The organism is Lentzea rhizosphaerae (genome assembly GCF_042649515.1).
In the GTDB taxonomy this organism is placed as follows: Bacteria; Actinomycetota; Actinomycetes; order Mycobacteriales; family Pseudonocardiaceae; genus Lentzea; species Lentzea aerocolonigenes.
Window position 1 is genome coordinate 233178 of sequence record NZ_JBHRZI010000036.1, and the last position, 11960, is coordinate 245137.

Below are 11960 nucleotides of genomic sequence, written 5' to 3' on the forward strand. Positions count from 1 at the left end.
GGGCCGGAAGCACGTCCAGTGGGCGAGTGACGCACACGACTTCCGCCAGCCTGCTTGGTCACAGCTCCTTCGCGCTTTCGGCTCCCCGGCTCCGCAGCCACGCGGCGAGATCGTCGAAGCCGTGGCGCACTGCCGCGTCCAGCGGTGTCAGCGGCTCCCACGGCGGAATCCAGTTCAGCTCCGCGCCGCTGTCCAGCAGACGTTCGGCGCACTCCCGCCGGCCGCCGTGGCACGCGCCCCAGAACGCCGCGTCGACCTCCTGCTTCGGCACGGAGGGGAGCAGGCGTTCGACGTGGTCGAGCAGGCCGAGCGTGGCGGCGTCGACCAGGGTGACCTTCGCCCCGCGCTCGACGAGCCGGTACGCCGCGTGCCACTGGGCGAACGCCCGCGCGTCCGCCAGCGGGGTGCCGCCGCCGATCACCGCCCCGTCCGCGTCGATGTCCGCGCCCGCGTCGAGCAGGGCGTCGAGCACGTCGACGTCATCGGCGCTGGCCGCCCAATGCAACGGCGTCTCGCGGTGCGTTCCTTCGAACCGTGCGTTGACATCGGCTCCTGCGTCGACCAGTGCCGCCACGGTCAGCGCACCGTTGGGGCAGCGGGCCGGCCAGTCCGTCAGCACGTGCAGGAGAGAGCGGGAGCAGCCGCTGTCGTCGGCGATCCGCGCGGTCGCCAGGCCTTCGTTGTCCGCTAGCAACTTCCGCAGCGCGGTGAGATCACCGCCGCGGATCGCGGTCGTCACGGCCACCGCGAGCGGCTCGTCGTTCCGGATGGTCGTCACCGCTCCAGTCTTCCCGGAACCGGGGAGTTCTGGTTGCGCCTCCGGTTGTCTAAGGTGTCCGCCATGGTGCGACCACGGCGGGTGACGGCGCCCGTCGTCGGGCTCTCGGTGCTGCTCGTGTTGTCGATCGTCGCCTGGATCGGTGGTGACGCGGTCATCGACCGGCTCAACGCGGCGCGCTGCACGAACCCGGCGACGGTCCTGATCACCGCCGCGCCCGCGGTCGCCCCGGCGCTGACCGAGGCCGCGGACGGCCTCGACGTCACCGGCGACTGCTACCGCGTCGAGATCAGGGCCGAGTCCGCGCGGGAGACCATGACCCGCCTGGTCAACGGTCAGGAATCGCCGTCGGTGTGGGTGCCGGAGTCGACGATGTGGCTGCGGCAGGCGCGCGATTCCGGTGCCTGGCGTGTGCCGGAGTCCGGCATCTCGGTAGCGCAGTCACCGGTCCTGCTCGCCGTGAAGGATCCCGCGAAGGGCAAGAACTGGCGCGAGCTGATCGGCCCCGGCGCCAAGGCGGTCGCCGGCATCGCCGACCCCGCCAAGGACCCGGCCAGCCTGTCGGCGCTGCTCGCGATGCGCGGGTTCGCGTCGGGGGAGAAGGACCCGGCGGCCGCGACGGTCGCCGCGATCCGCCCGGTGTCCGCCGACTACGCCGAACAGGCCGACGACCTGTTCAACCGGCCGCTGGACGTCTTCCCGACCTCCCAGCAGGCCCTGAACCGGCACAACTCCACGCCCGGCGCGACCAGGCTCGCGGCGGTCGCCCCCGAGAACCCCGTGCCACCGCTGGACTTCCCGTACGTAGTGCTGCCGGACGCGGGGGAGCAGCAGCGTGCGGGAGCCGAGAAGTTCCTGGCACGACTGCGATCCGGGACGAACCTGGACAAGTTCGGCCTGCGCGTCCCCGACGACAAGGCGGTCGGCCTCGACCAGGCGTTCGTCGACGAGACCCTGCGCGTCTGGGCGGGACTGACGCTCACCGCACGGGTGCTGGGCGTGCTGGACGTGTCCGGCTCGATGAACCAGATCGTGCCCAGGACCGGCACCACCCGGATGGCGCTCGCCGTCGCCGCGGCCGAACGCGGCCTGGGCCTGTTCAAGCCCGGCACGCAGATCGGGCTGTGGAAGTTCTCCACCAAGCTCGACGGCGACAAGGACTACAAGGAGATCATCCCGTTCGCGTCGGTCAAGGATCATCTCGCGAACGGCAAGGCCGTCGCGGCGGTGCGGGCGACCCGTGCGACGGCCAACGGCTCGACCGGCCTCTACGACACCACGCTCGCGGCCTACCAGGAGGCGCGCAAGAACTGGGAGCTCGGCCGCATCAACATCGTCGCGATCATGACCGACGGCCGCAACGAGGACCCCGACTCCATCAGCCAGCAGAAGCTCCTGGAGGAACTGGGCAAGCTCCAGGACAAGCGCCGGCCGTTGCCCGTCATCGCGATCGGCATGGGCCCGGACGTCGACGTCGACGAGCTGACGAAGATCGCCGAGGCGACCGGCGGACGCGCGTTCACGACCGTCGACCCCGCCGGCATCAGCGACATCTTCGCGCAGGCACTGAGCACCATGCTGTGCCAGCCGCCCGCGTGCAGGCCTCAGTAGACAAAATCAGGTGGGCCGGGCGCACCACTTGGGTAGCGTCCGCGCAATGCCTGAGCTGACCCGGCTGCACGAGGACCACGGTCCCGCGGTCCTCGCCTTCGAGCGGGCGAACCGCGCCTACTTCGCCGCCTCCGTCCCCGACCGCGGCGACGACTTCTTCGACCGGTTCACCGAACGGTTCCGCGCCCTGCTGGCCGAGCAGGAAGCCGGCATCTGCGTCTTCCACGTGCTCGTCGCCGAGGACGGCGCGGTGCTCGGCAGGTTCAACCTGATGGACATCGAGGACCACACCGCGGAACTCGGCTACCGCGTCGCGCAGCACGTCGCCGGCCGCGGCGTGGCGACCGCGACCGTCCTGCAACTGTGCCGGCTGGCGGCGGAGCAGTACGGGGTGCGCACGCTGCGGGCGGCCACGGTCCACCGCAACACCGGGTCTGCGAAGGTGCTGACCAAGGCCGGGTTCGTCGCGGTCGGTCCGGCCGACCCGGCTCACCTCGGTGGCGAGCCGGGGACCTGGTACGAGCGCGTGCTCTAGTACGGGTCGTACGGGCTGTCGTGGCCGAACCACCGCGCGACGGCGTGCAGCCGCAGACGTAGCAGCACCTTGATCCCCACGTTCCGCAGGAACCACGGCATCTCGGCCAGCACGCGCCTGCGGTCGGCCCACGTCGGCTGCGCCAAACGGAAGCGCGCCATGGAGCCCGCCCGGTCGAGGTACACGTACCGCTTGCCGCACAACACCTTCACCAGAATGCCGCTGGTGACCCCGATGGACGAGAACGCGTCGTGCACCAGGATCTCGCCGCCTGGCGCGAGGTTCTCCGACCAGAGCATGTCGTCGGTGTAGGTCCAGTAGTCGTGCTTGCCGTCGATGTACAGCAGGTCGATGGGCTCGTTCCAGCGCTTGCGCAACTCGGTGCTGTACTCGGCTTCGAGCTGCACGACGTCCGTCAGGCCCGCGCGGGCGACGTTCTTCTCGAACAGCGTGCGGGTGGGCGTGCCACCGAACAGCTTGCCTTCGACGAACGGGTCGACGGCGACCACGGTGGCGCCGACGGACCGGGCCGCGATGCCCAGGACGGTGGTGGACCGGCCCTTGTGGCTGCCGATCTCCACGATCCGCGCGCCGGGACCGAGCCGCAGCGCCGCTCTCCACAGCATGGTGGCCTGGTCAACTGTCAACCAGCCGGGGACTTTCTCACCGAGCTCCCAAGCTTGTTCGAACGCAACCGAAGAAGTCATCGCCACCTGCCTGAGTGCGCCCCAGAACGTCGTGGGGGCCCAAGATAGCGATAGTCGCCCTGGAGCACTACCCGGTGGTAACTTCCTCCGCCATCAGAAGCTTGAAGATCGCACACCGGAATCCGACGACGTGGGTGCTCGTCGCACTCACGGTGCTGTCGTTCGCGCAGAGGTTCGGGACGGCGACGTTCGACACGAAACTCGACCTCGCCGTCAACCCGCTCGGCTTCCTCTCCAGGGCCCTTCACCTGTGGAATCCCGCTGCGACGGCGGGCGAGCTGCAGAACCAGGCGTACGGCTACTTCTTCCCGATGGGACCGTTCTTCGCCATCGGCCAGATCCTCGGCGTCCCCGCGTGGATCACCCAACGGCTGTGGTGTGCCCTTCTGCTGTGCCTCGCCTTCTACGGCGTGCTGCGGCTGGCCCGCGCTTTGAACATCGGCCAGGAGCCGACGCGGTACGTCGGCGCGATCGCCTACGCGGTGGCTCCTCGGGTGCTGACCGAGATCGGGCCGTTGTCGGCGGAGATGCTGCCCGCCGTCATGCTGCCGTGGGTGCTGCTGCCGCTGGTGCTGGCGGACAGGATCGGGTCACCGCGCAAGGCCGCCGCGCTGTCCGCGCTCGCCGTGCTGGGGATGGGCGGCATCAACGGCGCGATGGTCGTCATGTCGCTCGTCCTGCCCGGCATCTGGCTGCTGACGCGCAAGTGGAACCGCGAGCACGTGAAGCTCGTGCTGTGGTGGGCCGGGTGCGTCATCGGCGTCGCGTTGTGGTGGATCGTTCCCCTGCTGCTGCTCGGCCGGTACAGCCTGCCGTTCCTCGACTACATCGAGTCCGCGGCGAACACGACCGCGCCGATGTCGTTGTTCCAGGTGCTGCGCGGGACGAACCAGTGGGTCGCGTACGTGCTCCAGGGCGAACCGTGGTGGCCCAACGGGTTCGTGCTCGTCGACAACCCCGTGCTGATGGCCGGCACCGCGCTCGTGGCGTTGATCGGTGTCGTCGGCCTGGCGCGGCTCGGCCTGCCGGAACGCCGTTTCCTGGTGCTGGGCACGCTCGCCGGGCTGACGCTGCTGACCGTCGGCTACGTCGGGTCGCTCGACTCACCGCTCGCCGAGGTGGTGCGCGGGCTGCTCGACGGCCCGCTCGCGCCGTTGCGGAACGTGCACAAGTTCGAGCCCGTGCTGCGGCTGTGCCTGATCCTCGGGTTCATCCACGGGCTGCACCTCTCCCGTCCCGTCGGCATGCGGGCGGCGCCGGAGAACTGGCGGCGGCGGCTCCGGATCGGGTTCGCCCTGCTGCTGATCGCGGTCGTCGCGGCACCCGCGTGGCTGCTGACCCTGCGGCCCGGTCTCGGCTGGTCGGACGTGCCGGACCACTGGCGCCAGGCGGCGTCGTGGCTCGCCGAGAAGGACGGCCGGGCGCGGACGTTGTTGTTGCCCGCCAGCGGTTTCGGCCAGTACACGTGGGGCAGGACCGTGGACGAGCCGATGCAGTCGCTCGCGGAGGCGCCGTGGGCGGTGCGCAACCAGGTGCCCCTCGGGTCCGAGGGCAACACGCGGTTCATGGACGCCGTCTACGACGCGCTCTCCGACGGACGCGGCTCGGCGGGACTCGCGGACTTCCTCGCTCGTGGCGGCTACCGGTTCTTGTTGTTGCGCAACGACATCGCGCGCGAGGCCACCGGATCACCACCGCTCACCGTGCTGCGTCAAGGGCTTCAGGGCTCGCCAGGCATCGAACGGGTCGCCGAGTTCGGGCCGGACGTGAAGATGAGCGACCAGAAGCTCGTCAGCCTGGTCGACGCGACGGCGACCGGCAAGTCCCTCGAGGTCTACGAGGTCAAGCGCCCGGTCGCGGCCGTGACGGCGGTCAACGCCGCGGACGTCGCGACCGTGAGCGGCGGGCCGGAGTCGTTGCTGCCGTTGCTCTCACAGGGACTGATCAAGGCCGATCAGCCGGCGGTTCTGGCCGGTGACTCGACGGAGAAGTCCGGCGAGCTGCTCATCACGGACGGCCTGCGGCGCAAGGAACGCAACGTCGGCAGGGTGTCGGACAACCTCAGCCAGACGATGTCCGCGGACGAGGCCTCCCGGCAGGGCCGCGTCGCGCTCGACGTGTCGCCGTTCCAGGACGTCAAACACCAGACCGTCGCGGAGTACCGCGGCATCCGTGCCGTCCGCGCGTCCACCTCGACCGCCTACGCCGACGCGGCGGGCTCGATCGACCCCGCCAACTCGCCGTTCGCCGCGGTGGACGGCGACGGCGGGTCGGCGTGGCACTCGTCGAGCTACACCGGGCCCGTCGGGCAGTGGCTCGAGATCGCGCTCGACACCCCGCGGACGGTCGGCGAGGTGAGGCTCGACCTGGTCGACGACCTGCGCGTCGGCTGGGCCGTGAACCGCATCCGGATCACCACCGACACCGGCGAGAGCGACCACGACGTGCCGTCCGGCGGTGGCGCGCACACCTACGGCGTCCGTCCGGGACTGACCAGCACCGTGCGCGTCACGATCCTCGGTGTCGCGGCGGACCGGCAGGACGGCAACGTCGGCATCAAGGAGCTGAGCGTGCCGGGCATGACGGCGCAGCGTGCCCTGCGCGTGCCGCGGGACCAGGACGCGCCCAAGCCCGGCTTCTCCTTCACCCGCGGCAGCCAGTCCCGGCCCGCCTGCTACCGGATCGACGACGCGGTGCGGTGCGACTCGGCGCTGTCGAGGTTCGGCGAGGAGGTCAACGGTCTCACCCGGCTGTTCCGCACCTCGGCCGACGGGAAGTTCGCGGTGAACGCCACCGTGGTGCCCGCGGCCGGCGCGAAGAACCCGGTGGCGCCGGAGGGGGTGACCGTCACGGGCACGTCGTCGCTCGCGGGTGACGTCGCGGCGAGCCCGCTGTTCGCCGTGGACGGTGATGCGGGGACGTCGTGGGTGCCGGACGTGACCGACCTCAAGCCCACGCTCACTGTGGCCTGGCAGGGCAAGAAGACCGTGTCGGAATTCCGGATCGAGGGCGCGAAGGGCGCCAGGATCCCGGTGGAGCTCGAAGTGCGCACCGACGCGGGCACCGAGGTGGTGCGCGTCGGCGCGGACGGCCTCGTCACGATCAAGCCGGCGCCCACCGAGAAGCTCGAGATCGCGGTGCGCGAGTCGGGTGGCAGGGGACCGGCCGAGATCGGTGAGCTCCGGGTGCCCGCGCTGGACGGCGTGCTGAAGCCGGTGCCGGCGACGACGCCGTTCACCGTGCCGTGTGGACGTGGACCGGTCGTCGAGATCGACGGCAAGAAGATCAACAGCTCGGTCACCGGCGTGCTCGGGGACGTGGCGGGCAACCGTCCGCTCAAGGCGACCCTGTGCGACGACGACCTCGCGACCGCGCTGGAGCTGCCAGCCGGTGACCACGTGTTGTCCACGTCGAGGTCGGACTCGTTCGTGGTGCAGGACGTGTCCGTGACACACCTCGAACTGCCGAAACCCGCTGCCACGCACCGGGAAGTCACCATCTCCACGTGGGACGCCACCGAACGCGAGATCACCGTGGCGGCGGGCGCGAAGGCGTTGCTCGTGGTGCCGGAGAACGTCAACGACGGCTGGACGGCCACGCTGAACGGCCAGGTGCTGCCGAAGACCAGGGTCGACGGCTGGCAGCAGGCGTGGGTCCTGCCCGAGGGCGACGGCGGTGTCGTCACGCTGGACTTCGTGCCGGACGCGCGGTACCGGACGGGCCTGCTGATCGGGGTGCTGGGCGTGCTGGCGGTGCTCGTGCTCGCCGCGCTCCCGTCACGGCGGCGGGTGGAGTTCGTGGAGCCGTCGCGCGGCCGGTGGCTGGTGATCGCGATGCTCGTGCTGCTCGCGGTGCTCGGCGGAATGCTGCCGATCGTGGCGTTGATCGCGTGCCTGCTGGCGCGGGAGTTCTGGGCGGCGGCGCCGAAGGTGATCGCGCTGAGCGGGGTCGCGCTCGGCACCGGTGTCGCCGTGCTGGGCAGGGTTCTGGGGCACGGGCAGGAGTGGGCCTACATCCCGCTGGTGCAGGCCTCGCTGCTGGTGGCGGTGTCGGCGGTGGTGGCGGCCGCGTTCCGGCCGTTCGGTCCGCAGCACCGGGCGGAGTCGGAGAAGGACGTCGAACAGACGGCGCCCGTCGAGCCGGTCGCTTCCTAGTGCGGCACTAGTGCCGTGATCGTGCCTCGATCACGGCACCGGTGACCACGAGACCGGCGGTGGCGAGCAGCGCACCGGTCACGACCTGACCGACCGAACCGTTGAGCCACTGGGTGATCAGCACGATCTCGGCGCCGACTGCGATCCACACGGCGAACGTCGACCGGCGGTCACCGCTCGCGATCCGGGAGAACAGCAGCAGCTGCACCAACGCGAGGCACGAGCCGACGAGGGCGAACTGCCACAACGGGATCATCTCGCCGTGGTACTTCGCGCCACCGATCAGCGACACACCCAGGGGCCCGAACAACGCGCAGCCCGCGATCACGAACGCGTCCAGGCCCGCACACACCGCGAGGGCCTTGGGCAGCGTGCGGCGGCGTTCGTCGGGGCACGCCATGCGGGGGAGGACCAGCACGCCCACCGCCTGCGGCAGCCAGTACGCGATCTTCGTGACGACCGCACCCACCGCGTAACCGCCCGCGAGGTCCGCGAGCTGGTGCCGGGCCAGCACGAGGTCGAGGTTCACCAGCAGCACCAGCGCGAGCATCGCCTGAGACGCGTGCAGCACCTCGGACCCTCCGAGCGGCCGGGCCGGGCGAGGCCTGCCGCACAGCGTCCACCCCGCCAGCACGACCAGGAACGAGCCGATCGCCGTGCCTGCCAGCACCGAGGTCGACGACGGCGAGAGCCACAGCCCGGTCACGCCGCCACCGACCTTGCCGAGGCCTTCCAGCGACACCAGCAACGCCAGCGCGCCGAACCGCTGCGTTCCCTGCAGGAGGCCGTGCAGCAGACCGAGAACCGTGAGCGGGGCCAGCGACAGCGCCAGCCACACGACCGGCCACGGGCCGTCCAGGTGCAGCAGGCTGGTCAGGACGGGCACGAGGGCCAGCGTCAGCACGGTCATGCCCGCGCTCACACTCAGTCCCAGCCCGAACAGCGGGCGCGGGCCGAGGCTCGTCACGCGCAGCGCGGCGACGGTCTGCAGGCTCATCGCGGGCACCACGCCGATGACCACGAGCGCGAGCAACGCGCTGAGCTCGCCGAAGACCGCGGGTGCCAGCGCACGCGCTGCCGCGATCGTCAGGACGTAGCTCGCCGCGTTGGCGCCCAGCAGGGCGCCGGTGATGAGCAGGGCGTCCAGGCGAGAGGTGGTCGTTGCCGGAGCGGACACGCCGGATCCTTCCGGTGGCAGGGTGCCGCAGGACGCACGCGGGGCCCTTTCGTGCGCCAGGAGAGTACGAAAGCTCCCCGCGTACTCACTACCCGTCGGTAGTACCGGCCGGTAGTTTCGGCGACTGTAGCCCCAGCGCGACCGGAGAGGGAGCAAGTGCGGCCGAACGGAGTGAAGCTCTACGCCACGTGCGCGGCGTTGGCCCTCGCTGCGATCGCCCCTGCCCTCATGCCGGGCTACGTCCTCGTCTACGACATGGTCTTCACGCCCACACAGCCCCTGAATGCGGCCGCGTTCGGGCTTGGTGACGCGTTGCCTCGGGCGGTGCCGGTGGACGCCGTGGTGGCGCTGCTGACGCAGGTCGTCCCCGGTCAGCTGGTGCAGAAACTGGTGCTGCTGGCGATCGTCTTCGTCGGCGCGCTGGGTGCAGGGTTGCTGGTGCCGACGGAGAAGACCGGCGTGCGGATCGTCGCGGCCGTGGCGTACTCGTGGAACGCCTACGTCGCCGAACGGCTCTTCATCGGCCACTGGACGTTGCTGCTGGGCTACGCGGCACTGCCGTGGGTCGCCATGGCGGGCTTGAAGATGCGTGAGGGCGAACCCCGCGCGTGGACCCGGCTCGTGCTCGCGAGCCTGCCCGCGGTGCTGTCGGCGCCGGGCGGGATCCTCGCTCTCGGCACGGCGCTGGCGACGGCGGGACGGCGCAAGGCGTGGCAGGTCCTCGCCGTCGGTGTGGTCCTGAACGCGCCGTGGTGGGTGCCCTCACTGCTGCACGACGGGCTTTCCGACCCGGCGGGCGTCGAGGCGTTCAGCGCGCGCGGCGAGAACTGGGGCGGGCCGGTGCTGAGCGTGCTGGGGCTCGGCGGGATCTGGAACGCCGAGGTCGTGCCGGCGAGCCGCGCCAACCCGATGCTGCCGGTGATCACCGTGCTGCTGCTCGGCGCGGCGGTGCTCGGGTTGCGGGAGCTGTCGAAACGCCTGCCCGTGTGGCCGCTGGCGGGCCTGGGGGTGCTCGGGGCGTTCCTGGCGCTGATCGCCGTGCTGCCCGGCGGTGTGCCGGTGCTGGAGGCGTTGATCGAGCACGTGCCGGGCGCCGGGCTGTTGCGGGACAGTCAGAAGTGGGTGGCGTGGCTCGCGCTGCCGTTCGCGCTCGGGCTCGCCGTCGCGGTGGAACGGCTGCGCGCCCGGTTGCTGGTGGTCGTGTTGTTGCTGGGGCTGCTGCCGGATCTCGCGTGGGGCGGGTTCGGACGGCTCGAACCGGTGGACTACCCGCCGGACTGGGCCGCGGTGCGGGAGAAGCTCGTGGGCCGGCCCGGCGATGTGGCCGTGTTCCCGTTGTCGGCGTTCCGCAGGTTCGACTGGAACGACGGGCGCACCCAGCTCGACCCCGCGCCGCGCTACCTGCCCGGCACGACCGTCGTGGACGACTCGTTGTCCGTCGGTGGCCGGATCGTGGCGGGGGAGGACCCGCGGGCGGCCAGGCTGCGCGCCGGTGATCTGAGCGGCATCGGGTGGGTCCTGGTGGAGCACGGAACGCCCGGCCGGGTGGACCAGAACCTCCTGGGGCGACTGGAGAAAGTGCACGACGGGCCGGACCTGACGCTGTACCGCGTTCCAGGAGCAGCGCCCGCTGCACCGAACGGCCCACCTGCTGCACCCGTTGTGCTGGCGTGGGTCGCGGCTGGGTCACTGATCGGCGTCGGCCTGTTGTGGAGACGGTTACCCGTCGGTAGATTCTCGGCACCTAACCGTGAGGAGTAGTCGTGGGCCTGGTTTCGTTCCTGGTCGCGGTCGTCGCCGGGGCCGCACTCGCCGGAGGCGTCGGCGCGGTCGTCGTCGCCCAGAACCACCCGGACAAGGTGATGGAGCGGCAGCAGGAGCAGTTGCAGGAGCAGGGTCAGCCGCTGAAGCAGGCGAGCGAGCCCGACGTTCTCGACTACGGCTCCCGCTGACCGGGTGGCCGTGGTCTTCTCCGGGGATCCGGCCGCCTCCTGGAGCATCCTGCTGGAGGCGACCCTGCGCGAGGCGCCGGACCCGGCGACCGTGGCCGCGCGGCTGGCGCGTGCGTCCGACGCCTTCCCGAACCTCGGTCCGGCAGCCGTCGTGCTGCGACCGTCCGATTGGGACGCCGCACGCGCGGAGTTCGCCGACTCCCGTTACCGCGCAGGCGATCCGCTCGTCCGAGCAGCAGTTTCCGGCGACTCGTTGCTGATCGCCGCGCACCACGGCGCCGTCGACGGCCTCGGCCTGGTCGCGTTGCTCGGGATCGCGCTCGGCGAACCGGTGCAGAGCTCCGCCACCGGTGTGGCGCACCGCGGCGTCGAGCGGCCCTACCTCCTGAACGCGCTGGACCGGGTGCGCGAGGCGGTGTGGACGCCGCCCACGCGAATCCAGCCCTCGTCGCGCGGCAACTCTCTCGGTGACCACCTCGTGTCCCGTGCGCTGCCCAAGACCAAGCTCGGCAGCGCCGCGCTCACCTTTGCCGCGGTGGACACCACGCGCAGGTGGAACGCCGCCCGAGGGGTGCCGCACGGCCGCATCGTCGCCGCGATCGGCGCGTCCTGGCGCGGGGGCGCCGATCCACGTCCCGAGGTCGACAGCGCGTTGCTCAGACTGCGCCTGCCCGCCGGGGCGGGCCCGGACGAGGTGCGCGTGCTGCTGGCTGGTGCGGCGCCGGAAGCGGGCTTCCCCAGTGGGCGGAACCCGGTGGCACAGCTGGGAATGCGCCTGCTGGCCTCCCGCCTCGGCTCGACGTTCCTCGTGTCGAACCTCGGCGTCGTCAAGGCGAGCGTCCGGTCCCTGCGTTTCTTCCCGACGGCCAGCGGGCGTTCGGGGGTGGCGTTCGGCGTGGTGACGGCAGGAGAGGTCACCACGGTCACGGTCCGGGCGCGCCGCAAGGACTTCGGCTCGGACGCCGCTGCCGCGTTGCTCGACCTGTTGTGTAACGCGGTGGTTGCCGGTCACGGGGCGTCGCGGTAACGCTCCCCAGGCGAAAGTT

General features: G+C 71.2%; 9 protein-coding genes. 6 read left to right on the forward strand and 3 right to left on the reverse strand.

The window, feature by feature from the left end; genetic code table 11:
- Window positions 1–58: 58 nt before the first annotated feature.
- Window positions 59–778, reverse strand: coding sequence for an ankyrin repeat domain-containing protein (locus ACFOWZ_RS38725; protein WP_382378930.1), 720 nt, complete (start codon window positions 776–778; stop codon window positions 59–61).
- A 63-nt stretch (window positions 779–841) separates the two neighbouring features.
- Between ACFOWZ_RS38725 and ACFOWZ_RS38730 the strand changes: the two genes are divergently transcribed.
- Complete coding sequence (locus ACFOWZ_RS38730) at window positions 842–2389, forward strand: substrate-binding and VWA domain-containing protein (protein WP_382378931.1); 1548 nt, start codon at window positions 842–844, stop codon at window positions 2387–2389.
- A 46-nt stretch (window positions 2390–2435) separates the two neighbouring features.
- Window positions 2436–2924: a GNAT family N-acetyltransferase gene (locus ACFOWZ_RS38735; RefSeq protein WP_382378932.1), complete on the forward strand. Its 489-nt coding sequence runs from the start codon at window positions 2436–2438 to the stop codon at window positions 2922–2924.
- Here the strand turns inward: ACFOWZ_RS38735 and ACFOWZ_RS38740 are convergent.
- Window positions 2921–3550: a class I SAM-dependent methyltransferase gene (locus tag ACFOWZ_RS38740; RefSeq protein ID WP_382378933.1), complete on the reverse strand. Its 630-nt coding sequence runs from the start codon at window positions 3548–3550 to the stop codon at window positions 2921–2923. The two genes, ACFOWZ_RS38735 and ACFOWZ_RS38740, sit on opposite strands and share 4 nt — an antisense overlap.
- 182 nt (window positions 3551–3732) lie before the next feature.
- On the opposite strand from ACFOWZ_RS38740, the gene ACFOWZ_RS38745 reads away from it, so the two are divergent.
- Window positions 3733–7785, forward strand: coding sequence for an alpha-(1->3)-arabinofuranosyltransferase (locus ACFOWZ_RS38745; protein ID WP_382378934.1), 4053 nt, complete (start codon window positions 3733–3735; stop codon window positions 7783–7785).
- A 7-nt stretch (window positions 7786–7792) separates the two neighbouring features.
- Here ACFOWZ_RS38745 and ACFOWZ_RS38750 read toward each other — a convergent pair whose 3' ends face one another.
- Window positions 7793–8962 carry a polysaccharide biosynthesis protein gene (locus tag ACFOWZ_RS38750; protein WP_382378935.1) on the reverse strand — a complete coding sequence of 390 codons (1170 nt, stop codon included), beginning with the start codon at window positions 8960–8962 and terminating at the stop codon, window positions 7793–7795.
- Window positions 8963–9118: 156 nt separating this feature from the next.
- Between ACFOWZ_RS38750 and ACFOWZ_RS38755 the strand changes: the two genes are divergently transcribed.
- The 3 genes from ACFOWZ_RS38755 to ACFOWZ_RS38765 are packed head-to-tail and all read left to right on the forward strand — an operon-like array spanning window position 9119 to window position 11941.
- Window positions 9119–10723 (forward strand): hypothetical protein, encoded by a 1605-nt coding sequence (locus ACFOWZ_RS38755; protein ID WP_382378936.1) that lies wholly within the window; start codon window positions 9119–9121, stop codon window positions 10721–10723.
- 2 nt (window positions 10724–10725) lie between these two features.
- A complete protein-coding gene (locus tag ACFOWZ_RS38760) occupies window positions 10726–10914 on the forward strand; it encodes a hypothetical protein (protein ID WP_382378937.1) in 189 nt (62 codons plus the stop codon).
- A 4-nt stretch (window positions 10915–10918) separates the two neighbouring features.
- The gene (locus ACFOWZ_RS38765) at window positions 10919–11941 is read left to right on the forward strand and encodes a hypothetical protein (RefSeq protein WP_382378938.1); all 1023 of its coding nucleotides are present in this window, start codon (window positions 10919–10921) and stop codon (window positions 11939–11941) included.
- Window positions 11942–11960 lie beyond the last annotated feature (19 nt).

Excerpts from the sequence above, each read along its gene's own strand:
- ACFOWZ_RS38730 (WP_382378931.1), top strand. The coding sequence starts at position 842 with ATGGTGCGACCACGGCGGGTGACGGCGCCCGTCGTCGGGCTCTCGGTG.
- ACFOWZ_RS38735 (WP_382378932.1), top strand. The coding sequence starts at position 2,436 with ATGCCTGAGCTGACCCGGCTGCACGAGGACCACGGTCCCGCGGTCCTC.
- ACFOWZ_RS38740 (WP_382378933.1), bottom strand. The coding sequence starts at position 3,550 with ATGCTGTGGAGAGCGGCGCTGCGGCTCGGTCCCGGCGCGCGGATCGTG.